At 42.3% G+C, this 21,107-nt stretch carries 16 protein-coding genes; 5 read left to right on the top strand and 11 right to left on the bottom strand.

The window, feature by feature from the left end; genetic code table 11:
- The first annotated feature begins 515 nt into the window (after positions 1 to 515).
- Both NK987_RS16960 and NK987_RS16955 read left to right on the top strand, forming a co-directional pair.
- Entirely contained in the window at positions 516 to 1,679 is a 1,164-nt protein-coding gene (locus NK987_RS16960; RefSeq protein WP_259264820.1) for a hypothetical protein, read from the top strand.
- A gap of 117 nt (positions 1,680 to 1,796) precedes the next feature.
- The gene (locus NK987_RS16955) at positions 1,797 to 2,975 is read left to right on the top strand and encodes a hypothetical protein (RefSeq protein WP_259264819.1); all 1,179 of its coding nucleotides are present in this window, start codon (positions 1,797 to 1,799) and stop codon (positions 2,973 to 2,975) included.
- A 36-nt stretch (positions 2,976 to 3,011) separates the two neighbouring features.
- On the opposite strand, the gene NK987_RS16950 is transcribed toward NK987_RS16955, so the two are convergent.
- From NK987_RS16950 to NK987_RS16935, 4 genes are all read right to left on the bottom strand, one after another.
- A complete protein-coding gene (locus tag NK987_RS16950; protein ID WP_259264818.1) occupies positions 3,012 to 4,049 on the bottom strand; it encodes a GntR family transcriptional regulator in 1,038 nt (345 codons plus the stop codon).
- A gap of 250 nt (positions 4,050 to 4,299) precedes the next feature.
- A complete protein-coding gene (locus NK987_RS16945) occupies positions 4,300 to 6,420 on the bottom strand; it encodes a bifunctional rhamnulose-1-phosphate aldolase/short-chain dehydrogenase (RefSeq protein WP_259264817.1) in 2,121 nt (706 codons plus the stop codon).
- A 97-nt stretch (positions 6,421 to 6,517) separates the two neighbouring features.
- Entirely contained in the window at positions 6,518 to 7,906 is a 1,389-nt protein-coding gene (locus tag NK987_RS16940; RefSeq protein ID WP_259264816.1) for an FGGY-family carbohydrate kinase, read from the bottom strand.
- Between the two features lie 170 nt (positions 7,907 to 8,076).
- Positions 8,077 to 8,739: a DUF1990 domain-containing protein gene (locus NK987_RS16935; RefSeq protein ID WP_259264815.1), complete on the bottom strand. Its 663-nt coding sequence runs from the start codon at positions 8,737 to 8,739 to the stop codon at positions 8,077 to 8,079.
- Positions 8,740 to 8,822: 83 nt separating this feature from the next.
- Between NK987_RS16935 and NK987_RS16930 the strand changes: the two genes are divergently transcribed.
- The 3 genes from NK987_RS16930 to NK987_RS16920 are packed head-to-tail and all read left to right on the top strand — an operon-like array spanning position 8,823 to position 11,678.
- The gene (locus NK987_RS16930; RefSeq protein ID WP_259264814.1) at positions 8,823 to 10,223 is read left to right on the top strand and encodes a purine-cytosine permease family protein; all 1,401 of its coding nucleotides are present in this window, start codon (positions 8,823 to 8,825) and stop codon (positions 10,221 to 10,223) included.
- Complete coding sequence (locus NK987_RS16925; RefSeq protein WP_259264813.1) at positions 10,220 to 10,414, top strand: hypothetical protein; 195 nt, start codon at positions 10,220 to 10,222, stop codon at positions 10,412 to 10,414. Before NK987_RS16930 ends, NK987_RS16925 begins: the two co-directional genes overlap by 4 nt.
- Positions 10,398 to 11,678, top strand: a complete 1,281-nt coding sequence (locus NK987_RS16920) for a sugar isomerase (protein WP_259264812.1) — start codon at positions 10,398 to 10,400, stop codon at positions 11,676 to 11,678. The genes NK987_RS16925 and NK987_RS16920 overlap by 17 nt, the downstream gene beginning before the upstream one ends.
- 176 nt (positions 11,679 to 11,854) lie before the next feature.
- Here the strand turns inward: NK987_RS16920 and NK987_RS16915 are convergent, their stop codons facing one another.
- The 7 genes from NK987_RS16915 to NK987_RS16885 form a co-directional block, all read right to left on the bottom strand.
- Positions 11,855 to 13,231, bottom strand: coding sequence for an alkaline phosphatase family protein (locus NK987_RS16915; protein ID WP_259264811.1), 1,377 nt, complete (start codon positions 13,229 to 13,231; stop codon positions 11,855 to 11,857).
- Positions 13,228 to 14,442, bottom strand: a complete 1,215-nt coding sequence (eboE, locus tag NK987_RS16910) for a metabolite traffic protein EboE (RefSeq protein WP_259264810.1) — start codon at positions 14,440 to 14,442, stop codon at positions 13,228 to 13,230. Before eboE ends, NK987_RS16915 begins: the two co-directional genes overlap by 4 nt.
- A 34-nt stretch (positions 14,443 to 14,476) precedes the next feature.
- A complete protein-coding gene (locus NK987_RS16905) occupies positions 14,477 to 15,631 on the bottom strand; it encodes a 3-dehydroquinate synthase (RefSeq protein ID WP_259264809.1) in 1,155 nt (384 codons plus the stop codon).
- Positions 15,632 to 15,724: 93 nt separating this feature from the next.
- On the bottom strand, positions 15,725 to 16,636 hold the full coding sequence (gene eboC, locus NK987_RS16900; RefSeq protein ID WP_259264808.1) for a UbiA-like protein EboC: 912 nt from the start codon (positions 16,634 to 16,636) through the stop codon (positions 15,725 to 15,727).
- 2 nt (positions 16,637 to 16,638) lie between these two features.
- Positions 16,639 to 17,547 carry a TatD family hydrolase gene (locus NK987_RS16895; protein ID WP_259264807.1) on the bottom strand — a complete coding sequence of 303 codons (909 nt, stop codon included), beginning with the start codon at positions 17,545 to 17,547 and terminating at the stop codon, positions 16,639 to 16,641.
- A 121-nt stretch (positions 17,548 to 17,668) separates the two neighbouring features.
- Positions 17,669 to 18,571: an EboA domain-containing protein gene (locus NK987_RS16890; protein ID WP_259264806.1), complete on the bottom strand. Its 903-nt coding sequence runs from the start codon at positions 18,569 to 18,571 to the stop codon at positions 17,669 to 17,671.
- A 299-nt stretch (positions 18,572 to 18,870) separates the two neighbouring features.
- Positions 18,871 to 21,075, bottom strand: coding sequence for a S9 family peptidase (locus tag NK987_RS16885; protein WP_259264805.1), 2,205 nt, complete (start codon positions 21,073 to 21,075; stop codon positions 18,871 to 18,873).
- Positions 21,076 to 21,107 lie beyond the last annotated feature (32 nt).

Below are 21,107 nucleotides of genomic sequence, written 5' to 3'. Positions count from 1 at the left end.
TGCTCTCAGCTTTAATTGAAATCTGTCATTAATTCCTACCTCCACAATATCCAAAAATATCCATAAGTATCCACCAATATCTTTTAAAACAATCCTGGGAACTGAGTTTAGAATTTTATTTTCTCAATTACAAAAAGTCTGATTAATAAAATATCCTGTAGTGTCGGGTTTTGGGATATAAGAATGGTGTGAAAATGGGATTTCCTTTTCCCCTTATCGAAAAAATACGCCTAATTTTTCGATTACGATCTAAATATTAGGCCTAAAATTTCGATTACATTCTACAATTTCTGCCAATAGCTTTGTGTGGTTTTTTTAATTTGCGCTCAATTTGTTAGGCGTGACATCTATATTTTTTGAATCCGGGTTTCCTAAATCTTAAGATTATTTTCCTGAATCTTGATTAGGTGGATAATTTCATTTTGATGTGTAGAATTTATTTTTTAGGTTTAATAGTCACCCTTTTCCAGAAAATAAGTGTGATGATTTGTTTCAGGTTTAAAAAAATTAATCCTATGCGGTATCCGGTCTCTTTTATTTTGTTCATTTTACTTTTTTCCTGCAATTCCAAAAATCAAGATTCTGAAGTTGATGAAACCGCTACAGTTCAAAAGTCAATCTCTTTTGAAAAGTTAGATAGTATCCAGATTGATTACCTAGGCAATCCCACTGTTCATGATATTGATCCAAAATCCGGAACGGTTCTGTTTATGGATCATAAAGAATTTTCTGAAGATATCTTTATCGCTGACTTTGAGGGAAACATTCTTTCATCTTTTTCCAAGTTCGGTGACATGCCTGATACGTATGGGGCTTTAATGAGCACAATTAAAATTACCGGATCTGGTTCTTTTTTGGTGTATGGCTATAAAGGTTTTTTTACTTATGATTTTGATGGGAAGTTATTGTCTTTGGTAAAATACGATGATTTTCAGGTTCCCAACGAACGTATGACTGCCATGGGATTTGGTATTGAAAATTTAACAGATAAGCTCCTTTACCTTAATTTTGAACCGAGGCCTTCGGAAGTCCATCAATATAAAGACCTCAAATTGTTATCAGTAATTGATCCCTTAGGTGGAAAAAGAAATGCAATCATCGGGTTTCCGGAGAACAGTGTTTTTTTAAATGGCAACTATTTCTTTTCTCCCACATGGTTTCCTGTTTTTACCGTTGATAAAGAGCATATTTATGTAGCATTTGGTTTAGAGCCTGTAATTCATGTTTATGAAGCTAAAGAGCCTTATTCTTTAAAATCCTCCATTCCAATTAATCTTCCTGATTACAATTATTCTAAAGGAACAGAAGATCCAAACGATTTCAGGTTTATAAGTATGCTTTTTTCCTCAGGTAGGATTGACAATATCAAAAAGATCGATGGAGTATTTGTAGTCGCCTATTTTCAGGGGTATAATGAAACAGATACTGAAACCAATTTTGAAAACAAATCTCCAGTAGAAGCATCGATTTTTAGAGAAAAGATGATGGAAAAATATCCAAAAAGAATTGCTATCCTAGACTCACTTGGAAATGTGATCAATGATTTTGTTCCGGATGGCTTGGAACCCAGAAGTATGCTGATTCGCAACGGAGAACTCTGGATGATGGGAAAACCGGATGAGGAAGAGGAAAAAGATTATTTCAGGCTGTTCAGGGTTGGGCTGAAAAGGGAGGAATGATTTTTTGGGAATATCTAAGAAATGAGAAAACGAATATTTTGCAAAACAACCTAAACTTATTTTAGATCGTAATACACCTTATCCAAACACTTTTCAACCATTTATTTACTCAAGACCATGGCCACAATAACTCAAAAACTATCGCTGGCATTTGTTTTTTCTTTATCAATGCTCTTTTTGCCAAAAGATTCATTTTCCCAATACCAATTAGAGAAAGTGGAGGAATTTAAAATCAACTCCTTGCTGCCGGTCGTGATCGTTGATTATCATCCTGAGAGCAAGCTTTACTTGGGATATATTTCCGATTCTAAAGGGACGAGGATAGTCCTGATAGACGAACAAGGAGATTTTGTCATCAATAAAGTTTTGGTAGGGGAAGGACCTAATCAATCCTCGGCTGCATTTAATGCCATGGCATTTACAGAAGAAGGTGACATTTGGCTTCAGACTCCTTATCAGCTTTTTCTATATGACCAAAAGTTAAATGTCAAAAACAAGATCCGCTATCTGTCGGGTACAAAAATGCATATTTATGGGAGAATGGAATTTTTTGCCTATTTCTATCAAAATCAATCCCAATCAAGTTTGTCATTTATCACAACTCCCTCAGGTACAAATTCTACCAGGCCTGATAGGGAAAACAGTTCTGATTTGATTGAAATTTATGAGGTAGAGAAAGAGGAGTTGTACAAAATGTCCCCCGCCCTAGATAGGTCCATGAATAAGAAATTCGATAAATCGACAATAAATAATCTTCATTCAATTATTTACAAAATTGACCCAAAGAAAAAGAAGCTTTTTTTGACAACGAATTTGGACAATGAAATCACTATTTATGATTTGACTTCCCGGAAGTTGGAGTCAAGAATAAAGATTAACCATGGTGAGTTCAATATGCTCAACAAGAGTCTGATTACAGAGAGTGATTTCCAAGGTTATGGAAGGACTTCTTTGGGTGCAAAAAACCACAAATTATTTCTCCTTGATGAAGGAATGTTTGTTTTGGATTATATCCGCGAAATACCTTATGGAACCTATGAGAAGAAGATAGCAGAGGACCGCACATACCATCATTTTCAAGATCCAGCGTACCACAGTCTCATTTTGTTTGATGGGACCAAACAAGTGAGCGGAGACATTCCGCTGCCGACAAATGGAAAAGTAACCATGGCTTTACCTGGCAACAGGCTTTTGATCCAATTGATCAATCCGGATGTGGAGGAGGACTTTATCAGGTATGGGATTTATAAGGTGGTTGAATCAAACAATTATTTGTTAAAGCATTTGATTTTTTGAGTTCGAATGCTTGGGAGAAAAAATCTGATTTCAACCTCACAACGTCTTCCTCACTGTCATTTTAAATGGATTTTTGGAAACCTTTTCGGTGGTTTTCCCCAAAATCAGTTCTGCAATCCTTTTTCCCATATGCTCAAAATCAGTGGAGATCGTTGTGATGCCATCCGCCAAAATCTCTTTTAGCGGCGTGTCATTATAAGAAATCAATCCCACTGCTTTTCCCAATTCCAAACCTTGTTCCCTGCTTTTCTTCACGACATTTACCAGATCCGTTTCCGCCAAAGTGATATAAACATCGCCTTCGTACAGGGGTTCGGCGTCGATACCGTCAAGGATTATATTATCAAAATTGTAGTAGAAGCAGAATTTCTTAAATCCATCCACAATCTCCGGCGGATACATCAGTCCCCGCGGATAGACGAGTTTGAGTTTTTGGTATTTTTTCAAATGCTCGATCCCGTCTTCCAAGGCATGGAAAATATCCTTTTCAAAATCCTGATACACACCCGGAAATTCATTTTCGTGGCCTTTGACCGCACGGTCCATGATCAGCAGTTTGTTTTCGGGAAACTGCCTGGCAATGTCATAAGAATCCATCAGGTGGGAATCTTCATCATAAAAATGCGGCGCTAGCACATAGTAATGGTACTTTCCCATATTCCTTTCGAGCAGTTCCTGCACCATCGACTTGTTGTAATGATGGACATGGATGTCGACCGTGGCTTTATCGCCAAGGGTTTCCAAGACCGAATAGTAGATGATTTTTTTGTAGGAACTGAGCTTGTTGAAAAGCAACAGGACTTTGAGTTTGTTGGAAGTATTGGTCGAACTCACATAAAAGCCTTTCCCTTTGACCGAAGTAATGATGCCCCGGTCTTTGAGTTCGTTGTAGGCTTTTTCGACTGTATCCCTCGAAAGCAAGAAATCAAAGCTCATCTCGTTGATCGAAGAGATCCGCTCTCCGATTTTCAACCTGCCGCTTTCGATATCTTCCAAGATCAGGTTGACTACCTGCTGGTACTTCGGGGTTTTGGACCCGTTGTTGATTTTGTCCATTTTGTCGAACATCGTCATTTTGGGGTTATTTTGGTTTGACTTTGAAAGAGATCTGCGGATTCTCTCTTAAGATATTTATTGATATTGGATATTGATAGATATTGTTTCGGACACAACCCTCAATCCCATTTGAATTCCATTGATACCTAATAGGATGATAAATTTAAATCTAGTCCTAACTATCCTATGACCGGCACATCGGTCATCCGTCCCGTTTGAAGCAGAATAATGGATTATTGGCTAGGAACAAAATAAAGAGTAAACCATATTACCTGGGAAAAGAGGCTGCGAATCCACCATCCACATTTAGCATATTTCCGGTGGTTTTGTTGAGCATGCCACTCACAAAGACAAAAGCCGCCATGGCGATATCCTCTGTCCTCACTTCTTCTTTCAACAAGGTCCTGCTTGCATAGAATTTGGGTAAATCTTCCAAAGGTACGCCATAGGCTTTTGACCTGTCTTCCGCCCATCCACTTTGCCAAATCGATGAATTTTCGATCACGGCATCGGGATTGATGGAGTTGACACGGATTTTGTAATCACCCAATTCGGCTGCCATCAATCTGGTGAGGTGGAGTTGGGCGGCTTTGGCAGAACCATAACCGGCGTTTTTTGGACCGGCCACCAAACCGTTTTTGCTGACAATGTTGATGATATCGCCACCTTTGTTTTGTTTTTTCAGCACATCAAAGGCCATTTGGGAGACGATGAATTGGCCTTTGACCAAGATGTCGTATAACCTGTCCCACTCCTCCAAAGAATGCTCTTCCAATGAACGGCTGATGCTGATGCCTGCATTGTTTACCACAATATCCAAACCTCCATAGTTGAGGCAGATTTCCCGGGTGCATGCTTTCAAGGTTTCAGGTTTGGTCACATCAAGGTACACCCCGATCACATTGTCTTTGGTAAATTTCTTCTCAAACTCAGCCACAGAAGCAGCCAGTTTGGTGCTGTCAATGTCAGTCAAAACGACACAGGCACCTTCTTTCGCATATTTTTCGGCAATGGCTTTTCCGATTCCTCCTGCACTTCCGGTGACCAAAGCCACTTTTCTTGACAGAGGTTTTTCGGCAGGCATCCTTTGGAGTTTGGCTTCCTCGAGCAACCAATATTCAATATTGAAAGCTTCCTGCAAAGGCAGCGACACATAAGTCGAAATTGCCTCAGCCCCTTTCATGACGTTGATGGCATTGATATAAAACTCCGCCGCGACACGTGCGGTCTGCTTGTTTTTAGCAAAAGTAAACATCCCGATTCCCGGCCATATGATGACTACAGGATTGGCATCCCGAATGGCAGGACTGTTTGGATGCTTGTGGTCATGATAGTATTTGGCATAATTGGCCCTATATCCTTCAAATTGGCTGTTCAGTTTTTCAAGCAGGCTTTTGTCAGTCAGGTCTTCCTCCGGTGCCAAATTCAAAACCAAGGGGCAGATTTTGGTACGGAGAAAATGATCTGGGCAACTTGTACCCATCGCCGCAAGTGGTTCGACATCTTCGCTGTTGATGAATTCCATCACAGCAGGGGCATCGGTAAAATGTCCGACCATCAAGCCTTCCGAAGAACAGAGACCACGGAGTGTAGGAGCAAGTTTGGCAGCCTGGTCCCTTCTTTGGGTTTCGTCCAAGGAAGTTGTGGTCTTGGTTCCACCAAAAACCGGCCTGCCTTTTCCATAATTTGCGTGGAGGTATTTGCTACAGGTTTCGATGACTTCAAGGCTGTTGATATAGGATTCGTAGCTTGTTTCACCCCAGGTAAAAAGTCCATGCTGACCGAGGACAATTCCCCGGAGGTTTGGGTTTTTTGTGATGGCTTCTTCGAGTTTCAGGCCAAGGTCAAAACCCGGTCTTTGCCAGGGAACCCAAGCGATGCTTCCGCCAAATAAGTCCTGAATGATTTTCTCACCATCCTTCGCGGCCGCGATAGCTATCAGCGCATCCGGATGCAAATGGTCAATATGGGTAAATGGCAAAAAGGAATGCAGAGGCGTATCAATGGAAGGCGCTTTGGAATTCAGGTCGTAGATGCAGTGGTTGAAAAGCTCCACCATTTCATCTTCGAATTCCAAGCCTCTGTATATTTTTTTCAGGGAATGCAGTCTGTCGAGGTACAAGCCAGCCAAGCCGCTTTTGGTCAAAGTTCCGATATCTCCTCCGGAACCTTTCACCCACATCACAGGGACGTCATTGCCGGTCAGCGGGTCTTTTTCAATGGTCTTGCAACTTGTATTTCCGCCGCCATAGTTGGTGATTCTCAGGTCAGCGCCCAAAATATTGGACCTGTAGATAAGCATGGCCACTTCATCGTGCTTCAGTTGGTCTGCTTTGGCATCATCCCAGAGGTAGCTGACGTGCTCAAATTTCTTGCTGTTGTTTCCCATTTTTGTTTCAATTTTGATAGGTTAAAATTGATGGTTTGGTGCTGTTAATGTGTCCTGTACTATCTTGGAAATTATGTCAAAGGTAGGATGAATGGGGCTATAAGCCGGTTTCAAATTCCTTGATCCGGAGAATGTCCTGTTTCAGTTTGCTTTGGTCCAGAGCGAGCAAAGCCCCCAATGCAGATGCCCTTGGCTGACTGCTGAGGTAGATTTTTTTGTTTGGATAAAGGAGTTGTAGGAAAGCCAAAAAGGTTTTGTTCTTGGTAAATCCTCCCGTGAGGATGATATCCGTGACGTTGCTTTTACCCAAAACCAGGTCCGTACTGCATTGCTGCCATTTGGCCAGATCGAGCATCAGTTGCAGGCAGGCTTCTTCGGCATTTGTAAATTCATCCAAAGGATTTTCACGTCCTTCCCATTTGACTTTTGGTCCTGAACCTTGGAAGCTGATAGGACTGAACACGTCTTTTTTGTTTGCTGCGAAAAGGGAAATGATCCGTTTTTGGGAAAACTCCAGTGTTTGTAGCCTTTCGATATTTTCTCCAAAATGGGATGCAATCCTGTTGACCTGCACTTCATATTCCTTTCCAAGGAAAATCCGTGCTCCTTTCACTTTCCTTCCATCAGGCTGCAAAAAACTTAGACAGTCACTTTCCAATTCTTCGGCTGTCAAAGTTTGCTGATCAAATGGATTCAGGGAAATGCTCCATGTTCCTGTTGAAATCAGGATAAAAGGCCGGTCCATCAAGCGGATATAGGGAAGCAAAGCCGCCGAACTGTCATGCATCCCAAAACCTATTTTCACATGTTGGCCAAAGAGATTTTTGTCAACTCCTGTTTCGGTGGGAAATGGAGGCAGGATTTTTTCAATCCGGGTTTTCTTTACCCATTGGGCAAAATCCTTTTTCTCAAAATCCCAAAAACAAGTGTGACAACCCACTCCAGTATAGTCATTCCATTTTTCTCCGGTCAATAGAAAAGAAAAGTATTGGGGAAGGTGGAAGCTGGAACGGATATTTTTGAAGAGTTCCGGTTTTTCATGCTTCAGCCAATAAAGCTGGAATCCACTGTTGAGCATCTTTAAAGCCGGACTTGCGGTTTTTTGGAGGAGATTTTCTTCTTCCGCCAAGAACTTTTCCCAAAGGGATTCAGGAACAGGTTTCAGGTAATTGTAAAATGGGGTACAGACCTTTCCAGCTTCATCCACATGAACCAAACTTGCGCCATAAGCTGAAAAGTTGATTCCAATGACCTGGTATTTTGGATCCGTCAGAAAATTTTCAGTTACCTCCAAAACCCAATTGCTGACCTTCATCAAGTCATCGCAGGGGAAACCGTTATCGTCTTGGATCTCTGCCACGTGCATGCTCGACTCTTCGAGGATCTCAAAGTCCGGGTTGTAGAGGATCGCTTTCTTGTTGGTTTTTCCGATATCAAAGATCAGATAGGCTTCCATAAAGTTTCCGTAAGCAATAAGATTAACCAAGTGAAAAGGGTTTCAACAAGTAATTAGGATTTGAGGTATCGCGATTTCAGAGACTAAACTGTTTTCTGCCCTAAAACTTAAGACAAAGCAAATAGCTTCATTTAGCCAATGAACCTCCCATTTCTTGTAAGTGCTTTTATTTCCGCATCCTTCTTTTTCTTTAGTCCGGTTCATTGAGTTTCTAATTGTTTTTTTATGTTGTTTAAAGCTGTCTTGGTGCAAAATGTCTGATAAGGTATAGAAAATATTGGCCCAAGTAATTTGGTCAAAATATTTCCTGGAGTCGAATAGGTCTGAATTTTAAAGATAAGTTTATTGTCAAGTTGCTCAACTGTAAAAGTCGAAATCCCTTTTTCAACATGTCCTTCAAGTGTTTCGTAACTGAATCCTTTTCTGTTTGGTTGGTCAATGATTTCGTTAATTCTTACTCCAAAAATTATTTTTTGTGAAAATATCTTTGTCGGTGGAATGTAAACTTGTTGTGCAATTGTGTCACCAATTCTCATTTTTCTATTCTCGTCTGTCCACTCGTTCTTAAAAGTCATAATTCTGTCCGGAAATATTTTATAATCGAACAGGATGTCAAGGTTAAGTTGGTCAATATTTTTGGCTGTATTGATTTTAATTGTCGTGATTTTCTCCCTCAGTATAGTTTTATCATAGTCCATAACTTTCTTGGTCCTCAAAAAGTCAAGATGTTTTTTGAACTTATATTTCTGATCTGTTAGATAAATCTTCATTAATTGAAATAACTTCTGTAAGTGTGAGGCAAAACCATTTAATATCTCCCAATATGGCAAGAAAAGGAGGCAATTTAAATTCAAATTATTCAAATTTTTTCATTTTTGTTTGGTGCGGACAGTGCAGGATAGCAGCTGGATTTTTATTCTTTTACTTACTAGATTAACCCGATCTTATGAGCCCACAAACCCAAAATACTGGCCCGTCAGTGAATGAATACGAGCGCGAATCTGTTCCCGCTTCCGCGCAGAAAGGTTGGCGGAGTTTCTTAGGAATGTATGCCGGAGAACATACGGCCGGAACGGAATTTGTCATCGGGCCGCTCTTTGTTGCGCACGGCGTCGGTGTTTTTGATTTTTTTGCAGGATTGATTTTGGGAAATATCTTGGCAGTATTGAGTTGGGGGTTGATGACGGCGCCGATTGCGACTTCCAAAAGAATGACGCTGTATTACCAATTGGAGCGGATCTGTGGGTACAAGATGGTGTCGATCTACAATGTGGTCAATGCGCTGATGTTTTGCTTCTTGGCGGGATCAATGATCGCAGTATCAGCGACAGCAGTTGGCATTCCTTTTAACCTGACCATGCCGACATTGACTTCCTGGCTTCCAACTTCGGTGGGATGGGTTTTGGCGGTATTGGTAATTGGATTTGTGACCACCTTAGTGGCAATCAAGGGATATAATCAGGTGGCAAGATTTGCGAATGTGGCGGCACCTTGGATGATTTTGATATTTATGGCTGCGGCTTTGGCGATTTTGCCGGAACTTGGAGTTACGCGTTTTTCAGAGTTTTGGGCTGTTGCCAATAAAGTGATCTGGACGGGTATTCCTTTGGAGGGAGTGACCAAATTTTCCTTTTGGCATGTGCTGTTCTTTGCCTGGTTTTGCAATATGGCAATGCACATCGGAATGTCTGACCTGACGATTCTCCGCTATGCAAAATCCTGGAAATATGGATTTCTTTCATTTTCAGGGATGTTTATCGGGCATTTCATTGCATGGATTTCTTCGGGAATATTGTACGCAGCATTTCTTCAAAGCAGCAATTTCTCCACTGAATTTGCCCCCGGACCGATAGCCTATGGTGCTGCTGGCGTGGCGGGGGCAGTATGTGTGGTAGTTGCAGGTTGGTCCACAGCCAATCCTACGATCTACCGTGCAGGACTGGCTTTGCAGGGTGTTTTCCCAAAAATGAAAACCTGGAAAGTGACCGCTTGGGTCGGCGCGGTGACAAGCATTGCCGCGTGCTTTCCGGCTTTGGTGATGAAGCTCTTGGACTTTGTAGCCTTGTATGGCTTGGTATTGATGCCGATGGGAGCGGTGATATTTGCGGATTTTTACCTTTCTCCAAGGTTTGGGATTACACAGGAAATGGCGTATAATCGGAACATCTCCTTTTCAAGTGCCACTTTCTTTACCTGGCTGATTACTTTGGGAATCTGTCTGGGAATGAATCTTGGATTCGGAATCGACATTTTCTTCCTTGGTTTACCCGGATGGTTTATCGCCGTATTCACATTTTTGATTTTATCCAAAACATTATACTCAAAAGGAAAGGAGGCGCTCGTATGAAAATCCTATTGATCATCATTTCTTACATCGGTTTGGCCTTGTCCATTATCCCATCGGTATTGGTATTTTTGGGTAAAATTGACATTCAGACCAATACGACCCTGATGGCGGTCGGGATGGTTTTGTGGTTTGGGACTTCGCCTTTTTGGATTAACAGTAAAACGGACAAAGACAATGTGGCTGACAACTGAAAATATACAGGAATCGAATTCCAAATATGTAGCCCTTCATCAGAAGTCTTTTTATGCTTTGGCTTCGCAATTGGAACATGAGGGAATTTCTGTGGAGAAAATACTTTCGAAAATCCGCAGTTTTCAGATTGCGGTGCCAAGTTGGGCCTTGGGTGCCGGAGGAACGAGATTTGGAAGATTTGGAATCGGCGGTGAACCGAGGTCTTTGGAAGAAAAAATCGAAGACATCGGCCTGTTGGCCAAACTCACCAAAAGTACAGATACTGTTTCCCTGCACATTCCTTGGGACATCCCATCGGATTATGCCGCAATCATGCAGCTTGCCAAAAGCCACAACATCGGTTTTGATGCGGTCAATTCCAACACCTTTCAGGATTATGGGCAGGAGAAAAGTTACAAATTCGGTTCGCTGAGTCACAATGACCCAAAGGTCAGAGAACAGGCAGTTGCCCATAACAAACAAGTGATTGAAGTTGGGGAAAAGTTGGGTAGCAAAGGACTGACAGTTTGGTTGGCCGATGGAAGCAACTTCCCCGGTCAGCAAAGTTTCCGAAGGGCTTTGGACAATACTTTTGAATCCCTCCAAAAAATCTATGCGGCCATACCTGAAGACTGGAAACTGCTGCTGGAGTACAAACCTTACGAACCGAATTTTTACAGTACGGTGATTCCGGATTGGGGCACTTCGCATTTGCTGTGCAAGCAGTTGGGAGACCGCGCCAAAGTCCTTGTAGATCTTGGACATCACCTTCCCAATACCAATATTGAGCAGATTGTGGGGATTTTATTGGGACAAAATCAGTTGGCGGGATTCCATTTTAATGATTCCAAGTTTGGGGATGATGACCTGACGACAGGCAGTATCAAACCTTATCAGTTGTTTCTGATTTTCCTGGAATTGGTCGCCGGAACAGAAGATGGCTGTCAAGCATGGGAAAGTATCTCTTGGATGATCGATGCGAGCCACAATACCAAAGATCCCTTGGAAGACCTGATACAGGCTTTGGAGGCGATCAAGATTGCCTATGCCAAATCCTTATTGGTGGATCGGGCGAAACTTACAGATTACCAACTTAATGGCGATGTGGTGATGGCGCAGGAAATCCTGCAAAAAGCCTTCCTGACAGACGTGAGGCCATTATTGAAAGAAGCCCGGCTGCAATCAGGCGGGGCTTTGGAACCCATTTCCTTTTACAGACAACATGAAATCCGAAAGCAACTGATCCAAATTAGGGGAGAGAATACGAGGGCGACGGGGTTGTAGTTTTTTGGAGTTTAGATGCAAATGTTATCCCAACTGCCCAAGTCAGTGTCTTCACTGAATTTTCGAAAGTTCACTTTACAACATTGTCAGTGGAGACACTGACAATGGCGGTGAAATGAAGGTGCGGCGCACTTTGCGAAACCTTTGCGCTCATTGCGGTTAATTTCTCAAATTTCTCAATTGCCAAAAACAGATTTCAAAATCAAATCCTGGATTTCGATCGGAGAGAGTTTTTCTTTGGAATTCAATGACGGATCTTGGCTGATAAATACAGGGTGGTCTAAGCTGTCCTTGGGAATGGCACCATGGGAACCTTTGACCAAAGTAGCATCCAAAGGAATGATGTCCATCAGGTACCGAAAACCAAGTTTTTTCTTCAGGATTTTGAGGCCGACAGTGGCTTTCAGCATTTTGATTTTTGGGTCGGCAAACATTTCCACAGGATCATATCCAGGTTTGCGGTGGATGTCCACACAGCGTGCGTAGTCCGGTGCTTTGGCATCATCCAACCAAAAATAATAGGTAAACCAGGAATCTTTGTCAGCGACTGCCACCAATTCCCCTGATCTTTCATGGTCAAGGTGAAAGGCTTTTTTGCCTGCCTCATCCAAGACCGATTCTATACCTGGAATACTTTCTAACAAAGATTTGACTGCCGGAATATCCTTTTTGTCTTTGACATAAATATGTGCTAATTGGTGATCAGAAACGGCAAAAGCCTTAGATGTTCCGGCGTCCAAAGTCTCCAATCCCAATTCATTTTTGACAGCGATGTAGCCTTTTTCTCTTAAAATCCTGTTTATGTGGATCGGGTGATGGACTGATGTGATGCCGTATTCGGAGAGCAAAATCACCTTGGCACCCTGCTTTTCATAGTACCCGATCAGGTCTTTGGCAATTTCATCTATCTCAGTCAGTTCTTTTCCGATTTTTGAAAAATCAATGCCGCACTGTTGCAGCTTATAATCCAAATGTGGCAAATAAATCAGCGTCAGTGTAGGATTGTGCCATTCGTCCACTTTTTTGGAAGCGTCCGCAATCCATTTGGTTGAAGTAATATTTGCATTGGGTCCCCAAAAGGAAAAAAGCGGAAATTGTCCCAATTCGGTTTGTAACTTGTCCCTCAGATCCATAGGATGGCTGTGGCAATCCGGTAATTTTAAGCCGTTGGCCGGATAAAGCGGTCTTGGAGTAACCTGATAATCCGCATTGGAGTACATGTTGTACCACCAAAACATATTGGAAACGGTGAAATCAGGATTGATTTTTTTAGCCACATCCCAGATTTTTTCGGATTGAACCAAGTGGTTTGATTGCCTCCAAAACTTGATTTCGCATTCGTCCCTGAAATACCAACCGTTGCCGACGATGCCGTTTTCGGAAGGCCATTTTCCTGTCAGGTAGACGGATTGAGCCGAACAAGTTACGGCAGGCAAAACCGGCTCGATGGTGGCGCTTTGACCATTTGCGATCCAATCTCTTAAAAATGGGGTATGCTCGCCGATCACACGACCGGACAAAGCGACGATATCTATGACTACTGTTTTTTTCATGGATTGCTGCTGTTTTGTATGACCCACTGCAGTTCCCGGATGATCGATCCACCCAAATCAAGGTTGATGCTTTCCGGCAACACTTCCCAAGTGTATGTTTCCACTTCGAGGTGATTGCAGACAGGGTCATTGTCGATGTAATTCAAAACATCAAGGATGTCTTGTTGTGTGGAGGAGATTTTTCCATAGTCCGCTAGGAAAACAGGGACATGGTAATGGATTCTCCATTCCTCTGCATTCGTACTATACAAAGTCTGCATGGCCTCCGGCAAATCATTGAAAGAAACCAAGCTGCTGTCTGAGTATCGGGCTACGACTTGGTGGAGGTACGTTGACTCTGCAAATGGGCTAAGCAGGAATTCGAGTTCTTTCCTTGCAGATTGGTCCTTGGGGATATTTACCTTCAAGGCCGCACTGATCTGGATTTTACCGATTTTGATTCCTGCTGATCGGAATGCCTGAAATATTTCAGAAGGTTTTTCATAAACTACCGCAAAATGACAGACGTCATAGCAGATCCGAATATGTTCTTTGAGACAGGATTCCGCTTCTTGGGAAGAGATTCCAAGTTTCTCTGTCAGGTATTTTCCACCAACAGGGATCAACCAATTTTGATAGAAATTTAGCACTTCCTGTGTATTTTCTAAGATTCCGTCTGGTTCCGGTTCGATGTCAAGGTGGAGGAGTTTGCCTGAATTTTTATGGATTAAATATAGCTTTTCAGCGATTTTGGCAAGGTGCAAAGCTGAAGTATGTATGGCGGCATCCAACTGCTCTTTGGTTTTGTGCCAAAATCTGTATGATAGGGGAGAAGTGGATATGCCGCCATCCATGCCTTCGGGAATGAGCGCTGCAAGGATATCGAAAAGTCGGTCTGTGTAAGCCCATCTCTCACGAGTCGTCCAATCTGGTTGATGGACTTCGTCCTTTACTACCTGATTGTGAAAACCTCCGTATGGAAATCCATTGAAGGTAAAAACATAACAGTCGTTTGCTGCTAACCAAGCTTTGAATTCCTCCAGGTTTTCGGTTTTTGCCAATTCCAGGCTAGCCTCGTGGGATGACCGGAGTCCGATTCCAAAAGGCGCATTGGGAGAAAACTCAGCTTTTATCCTAGGGATAAATTCTTTGAGGTTTTGAAAAGTTGCCTCCCAGCTTTCTCCAGGATGGATATTGGTACAATAGGTTAAATGGTGACCGTTTTTATACATGAGTTTAAGGGATGAATCAAATTAAACCCAAAAATCAGGAACGGGCAACAAGATTTTCTTGGTGAAACAATTTAAGCTGATCAATGGACTTCAGAATCAGTTCATTGTCCATTTGGTGGACTTCAACCCCTTTGCCCATAGATTCCAACAAAGTAATGGTGAGTTCTCCTCCAAGATGCTCTCTGAACTCCTCCAAGCCTTTCAGCAATGCCTGACCCGACAATTCCGGATGGTAGATTTCAAAACCCAAGGTTTTGATCAGGTTGATGATCCGCATCAGATCGGCTTGGCTGATCATTCCTTTGAGATAAGAATAGGTACTGTCTAAAGCAATTCCAATTGCGACGGCTTCACCATGTCTTACCTGATAGTGGGTAAGGTGCTCCAGTTTATGGGCTGCCCAATGTCCAAAATCCAAAGGTCTTGCCGAACCCGTTTCGAAAGGATCTTTGCCCGCGATATGGTTCATGTGCATTTGGGCGCATTTGATGATCAGTTCCTGCATTGGTTCCATCACCCTTTTGGCAAGCTGATCGGCATGTTTTTCCAACCACTCAAAAAAGCTCAAATCTTTGATCAGAGCGACTTTGATAGCCTCTGAAATTCCCGATCTCCAATCCCTGTCATCCAATGTTATAAGGAAATTAAAATCATTGATCACCGCATATGGAGGTGCAAAAGTACCGAGGTAATTTTTCTTTCCGTAGGAATTGATGCCGTTTTTGACGCCTACACCTGAGTCATTTTGAGATAGTACGGTAGTCGGGATCCGAATATGTCTGATTCCCCTGTGGGAAATAGCCGCCGCAAAACCCACCATATCCAACACTGCTCCGCCCCCGATTCCCACGATATAGGAATGTCTGTCAATTCCGTAAATGCTTGTGGCATCCACGATTTTCTTGAAAATGGGTTCATCGTTTTTGGATATTTCCCCACCGGGGACTACCAAAGGTTCTGAGTTTAACAAAAACTTGTTTTCGTATGCTTTTGCGTATTCCGTGATATCGTTGAGGAGATTTGGAAAAGCATCTGATACACCGCTGTCCACCACAAAAAAGGCTTTTGCTTTTTTTCCGTTGTCCAGAAAATCAGCAAGCATTGGGTTATTGACATTAAAAATTCCTTCCAAAAAACAAACCTGATACCGAAACGGCACGGTGAAGGTCTGTTCAATAATCTTTTCCATTTTTATAAACTTAAATTATCAAAGTCTCTATTCAATCTCAAATATGGCCTTTTTGTTTTCTTAATCTGCAACTGAATATGATTGCAAAAAATTTCAAGTGACGGCGAATTTTTTGGCAAGGTAAATTGAAATGGGCAATAACAATAATACAATTATACCAAATTGCCATCCGGCAAATGCAGCTGCAAGGGAAGCATTGAGGATAATCAGAGAAATTACACCTGCCTTGACAGCCTTTCCTATCAGTTGGGGGATTTGTTCACGGATAGCCTTGATCAAAGGAGGGAATATCATGTAAGCAAAAAGTGCGATGAATGGAATGACATGAAGAAAACGATTTCCTTCCAGAATACTTAAAACAGCAATAGAAAGTATGATGAAAATGTACATCAAAAAACCACCTTTCAGGGCTCTTCTGTTTTTACCATGGACTTCCCCACGACTGATCATGGTGATTGCTGCCACAAAAATCAGCGGTATAAATCCCAGATACCAATAGCTCTGAAGCATGACGGGGAAGGCGCTGATTCCCAAAAGCAGGTTTCCGGCACGGCAAAGTCCCATATTGATCGGGCCAAAAATAAACTGGTGCTTGCCCCAATAATCATACAACACCGCCAAAACAGCGACAGTCAAAGCAATCAATGCGCTGAGAGTACTGACATTCCAAGCGGCAATAATTCCCATCATAAGCAACAGAAAAGCCATCAAAGCAGCTTTTCCTTTGGAAACTCTTCCGCTGGGAATCGGTCTTTCAGGTCTTTCTTTTGCATCCAATTCAGCATCGAACACATCATTGAATGCCACACCGCCGCCATACAATCCGATGGTGGAAAGTGTCAGCCAAAGAAGGTTTTGGAAAACGGGTGAGTTTATCAATTTGGTCTCGTCAGCAAAAATAACCAAGGCTCCGCCTGCGATGGCGAAGCCTGCCCAAATATCAGCAATGGCTGTGATAATGTTTGCGGGGCGGGTGAGTTGAAGGTAGGCTTTGATTTTAGACATGCTTAATTCTCCACAATGTCAGATCCTTCGACTCTTGGGGTCTGTCCGCCTCTGAGAACTGAGTTGCCAAATTGCCTTTCTCTTTGATCAATTGGTTCGGGTTTGAGCCAATCCATCTCATCCATCTGTCCACTTTGGGAGTAGGCTGTCAGGGCGTTTTGGTAGCAAGTCATACGGATATGTTCTTCAGGAATTCCCATTTTACGCATCAAAGCGGCTGTTTTTGGAACCGCCAAAGGGTCACTGATACCCCAATCCGCGGCACTGTCTACAATAATCCTTTCGGGACCATAGTGCTTTACTATCTCGGCCATCCGCTCACTTCCCATTTTGGTATGGGGATAGATAGTAAATGCTGCCCAATAACCCCTGTCCAAAACCTCTTTGACTGTTTCTTCATTGTTGTGGTCGACGATGACCATGCTTGGTGGAAGGCCATGTTCCTCACTGACATCCATGCTGCGGCAAGTTCCTTTTTTCTTATCTCTATGTGGGGTATGGATCAAAACAGGGAGGTTCACTTCCTTGGCCAGTTCAAGTTGAAGGCGGTAAAAACGGTCCTCAGCTTCCGTTTGGTCATCATAGCCGATCTCACCAATGGCCACGACGCCTTCTTTGCCTACATACAAAGGCAACAATTCCATTACTTCTTCGGCCAAAGGCACATTATTGGCTTCCTTGGAGTTTAGTCCCATCGTACAATAATGGACGATACCGAATTGCTTGGCGCGGAACCGCTCCCAACCAACCAAGGTGCTGAAATAATCTTTGAAGCTTCCCACCTCAGTTCGTGGCTGACCCAACCAAAAAGCCGGTTCGATGATCGCCACGATACCTGCTTTGCGCATGGCTTCGTAGTCATCAGTAGTCCTGGAAACAACATGAATATGGGGATCTATAAACATTTCCATTGTGTGATATTTTTATGTGGGTTGACTATATAATTTTTTTTAAAAGGTCCACTGTCAGCAGTCCATAGTCTACTGCAGGTCAATTTAACTTCAAAACCTGTTAGGAATATTTACTTGAAGCCTATTTCGGCAGCGTTTCCTGAAATTCCTTTCCGATGGATTCCCAGGTAATTCCACCAGTTTCGATTGCTTCCTTGATGACATGGTTTTCATCGAGCAGATTTCTCGCTTTGTCAAAGCTGCTTTTGCTGCAAGCCAAAAGCGCGGCCTTTTCCTGAAGCAGGTCTCCGGTCTGTAACACTACCTCTATGTCTTTTATGTATTCTTCATTGATAAAAGGCCCGACAAAACGCCAAAGCTCAGGCATCACTTTACGCCCTGCAGCCCATCTTTCATGAGCAAAATCTATCAGGATATTGGCAAGTTGAGGATTGGCCCTTTCATCTGCTCCTTCGATTTGGTATAAAGGACGGAGTAGGAAAATAGATTTAATCACCATCTGATTCCAAGCCCTTTCATCAAAATTGGCAGCAGGATATGGATTGTTCAGAGCAATGGCATCAAAGATAGAACTGATGTTGGTTCTAAGACCTTCGATGGCACGGTCCCTCATTTCTTTTTGGAAAGGCATCAAAGGAATGGCGGCATAAAGGGACTGCTGTTCGTGCATGTCGCCGGTTTCAAACAGTTTATTCATCGCCGTCACCCAAGAGGTCGGGTCTCTTTCTTCAAAGTGAAGCAAAAGGTAAGTTCTTGCTGTCTGCAGTTGGTCCCAAGTATCGGGACGGAAACCTTGAAGCAAAGTATTTGCCTCGGTTTTTTGACTTTCCGAAGGCTGTAAAAGGTATTTTTTGAAATACCTCGAAGCCTGACCAAAGGCCATATAAAACTTCAGATAAGAAGATTCATGCTGGATTTTTTCCTTTTGAAGCAAGAGCCATTCAATGGATTTTGGATCGGATTCTTGTTTTAACAGTTCAAAAAGAAAGGCTTTGGCTTTATCTAAATCTATTATTTTGTCCATGGTCTAGACTGTTATTTGGGTCAAATAAATCAGCATTTTAAAGTTAATGGTTTTTTTGAAAATATGGGCGAGATCGATTTTGAAGGGTTAATGCAATCTTTAAATTGCCTGACATTTTCAGATCCTATTTTTGTAGGCAAAATTTATAGGATCTTAAAAAATCCTTTATTTGGCTCAATTTTCGGTCATTTCACGATAAAGTGAAATGACCGAATAGAAAATTTTAATCCAGAGTTGGGTATACGGTTTCAAAAAGATGATTTAAATCATATGAGTTTTAATCTGTTAAATAAACCATTTTACCTTCCCCCCGGAGGGCAATATTGTTTCAAATAATTGGTATACAGTGTCGATAAGTGAAGGTAAGCAGCATCTCCACCTGAGATTCCGTGAGACCTGTTGGGATAGGGCATAACCTGGAATTGTTTGTTATGCTTGATCAGTTCATTAATGAGCATGTCGGCGTTTTGGTAATGCACATTGTCATCAGCTGTACCATGGATATAAAGCAGATTACCTTGTAGGTTTTTGGCATGGGATAGCGGAGAACCGTTAACAAAGTCTTCCAAATTTTCCTGAGGCAATCCCATATATCTTTCCTGATAGATATTATCATAAGTCAGTTGGTTAGCTACTGCTGCGCCGGAAATACCTGTCTTGTAGATTTCAGGGTATTGAAACATCAGGTTGAGTGTAGCTGAACCCCCGCCACTCCAGCCCCAAACTGCGATTCTTTCGGGATCCACAAATGACCACTTCAGGATTTCTTTGGCACCCAAAGCCTGATCACGGATATTGATGTCGCCGATTTTGCGGTAGATTGATTTTCTCCAGGCGCTCCCTTTTGGCGCAGGCGTGCCCCGGTTGTCCAAGGAGATGTAGATATATCCGTCTTGGCGCATGTCACCTTTGTAATACCTATTTCTGGTAGCACCATAAGCATCTGCAACTGTCGCTCCCCAAGGTTCGGTATAGACATAGAATAGAACAGGATATTTTTTTGATGGGTCAAAGTTTACGGGCTTTACCATCCAACCGTCCATTTCGACGCCTTCTTCGGTTGTGATTTTGAAAAACTCTGTTGTCTTTTCCACTTGCGCAGCAGCTAAGTTAGCTGCGATGCTTTCCTTTTCATTCAAAGCCTGATGCTTTGGCAGACTCACCATTTCAGCCAAAGGTTTTGTGTAGTGGTTGGAAAAACGATGTTGTGCAAATCTGGCATTGGGAGAAAGGTTGTAGCTGTGCGTTCCCTCAAATCCTACGGGAGAAACCCTTTCCAATTTTCCTTTGCCATCCAATCTGGTACGGTAAAGATATTTTTGGGTAGCATTTTCGGGTGAGGCAATGAAATATACCAATCCGCTTTTTTCATCATAGCCTTTTAATGAAATGGCATCATAGTTTCCTGGCGTGACTAAAAGCTCTTTGGTCCCATCAGTACTGATCCTGTACAATTGTCTCCATCCTCCTTTTTCACTTGACCAAAGGAATTCTTTGCCACCGGTAAGCCAATGCATGGGATGCTTGAAATCGATATCGTAAGTATTTTCCCCCGGAACCATCACTTCTACCCAAGCAGGATCTTTTTCTGAATGGATAAGTTTTGTTTTTCCGGTAGCCGCATCCACCCTCAGGATTTTGCTTTCGTTTTGTTTACGGTTAAGTTGTTGAACCAAAAACTCATTTGTACCTGGGATGAATTCTAACCTCACGAGATAATGTTGTCTAGGATCACCCTCGATTTCCATCCATCTAGTATTGGATGTTGCAATGTCAATGACACCAATCCTTGCCGCTGAAGGACTTTCGCCGACTTTTGGATACTCCACAGGAATGATCCTTGAATACACCGAATCAGTATTGTTGATCATGTAGTAATCCCTTGTTCCTTCTGCATCTAATTGCCAAAATGCGATCGACTTGCTGTCAGGACTCCAACGGAAACCGTCACGGCAGGCAAATTCTTCCTCATATACCCAATCAAAAGTTCCGTTGATAAACTTTCTGTTTCCGTCTTTGGTAAGTGGGGTGATGCTCTGAGTGGCTAGATCTTCCAAGTAGATGTTGTATTCGCTGACATAGGCTGCTTTGGTACCGTCAGGAGAAATTTTAGCAAACATGAGCGAAGATTCAGGCCTTGATTTTCCCAATTGATTTAGGCTGTTGTCTGTCAGGTCCAAAACCCAATAATCCCCCTTAGTATTGATCCTCCATACTTGTTTGGAGTTGGTGAAAATGAGCAGTTTTTTATAGTCATCCGAAAAAGCATAAAGTTCAATTTTAAGCGGCTCACTTTTTCCTTTTGGAGTCAGTTGTTGTTTGCTGACCAGTATTTTTCTGTCATTTGCAGGAAGTGTGTATTGGACGATTTCATTTTGTTCGACACTGAAATACGCCGTGCCATCATTTGACCATTTGATATCACCTTGTTGGGCTTGTATATTGGAAATGAAAAGGCAAACAAAGAAAACCAAGAACAGCTTCAGGGAATGATAGGGTTTCATAGGGATTGGTTAAATTTTAAAAGAAAAGGGTA

The sequence above is a fragment of the Aquiflexum gelatinilyticum genome (assembly GCF_024813435.1).
Taxonomy (GTDB): Bacteria; Bacteroidota; Bacteroidia; order Cytophagales; family Cyclobacteriaceae; genus Cognataquiflexum; species Cognataquiflexum gelatinilyticum.
Note: the sequence above shows the minus strand (reverse complement) of the source record. Positions and strands in the feature narration are given on the sequence as shown.

Coding starts and splice junctions, on each gene's coding strand:
- NK987_RS16950 (WP_259264818.1), bottom strand. CDS start 4,049: ATGACGATGTTCGACAAAATGGACAAAATCAACAACGGGTCCAAAACC.
- NK987_RS16955 (WP_259264819.1), top strand. CDS start 1,797: ATGGCCACAATAACTCAAAAACTATCGCTGGCATTTGTTTTTTCTTTA.
- eboC (WP_259264808.1), bottom strand. CDS start 16,636: ATGTCTAAAATCAAAGCCTACCTTCAACTCACCCGCCCCGCAAACATT.
- NK987_RS16890 (WP_259264806.1), bottom strand. CDS start 18,571: ATGGACAAAATAATAGATTTAGATAAAGCCAAAGCCTTTCTTTTTGAA.
- NK987_RS16895 (WP_259264807.1), bottom strand. CDS start 17,547: ATGGAAATGTTTATAGATCCCCATATTCATGTTGTTTCCAGGACTACT.
- NK987_RS16905 (WP_259264809.1), bottom strand. CDS start 15,631: ATGGAAAAGATTATTGAACAGACCTTCACCGTGCCGTTTCGGTATCAG.
- NK987_RS16885 (WP_259264805.1), bottom strand. CDS start 21,075: ATGAAACCCTATCATTCCCTGAAGCTGTTCTTGGTTTTCTTTGTTTGC.
- NK987_RS16915 (WP_259264811.1), bottom strand. CDS start 13,231: ATGAAAAAAACAGTAGTCATAGATATCGTCGCTTTGTCCGGTCGTGTG.
- NK987_RS16920 (WP_259264812.1), top strand. CDS start 10,398: ATGTGGCTGACAACTGAAAATATACAGGAATCGAATTCCAAATATGTA.
- NK987_RS16925 (WP_259264813.1), top strand. CDS start 10,220: ATGAAAATCCTATTGATCATCATTTCTTACATCGGTTTGGCCTTGTCC.
- NK987_RS16945 (WP_259264817.1), bottom strand. CDS start 6,420: ATGGGAAACAACAGCAAGAAATTTGAGCACGTCAGCTACCTCTGGGAT.
- NK987_RS16960 (WP_259264820.1), top strand. CDS start 516: ATGCGGTATCCGGTCTCTTTTATTTTGTTCATTTTACTTTTTTCCTGC.
- eboE (WP_259264810.1), bottom strand. CDS start 14,442: ATGTATAAAAACGGTCACCATTTAACCTATTGTACCAATATCCATCCT.
- NK987_RS16930 (WP_259264814.1), top strand. CDS start 8,823: ATGAGCCCACAAACCCAAAATACTGGCCCGTCAGTGAATGAATACGAG.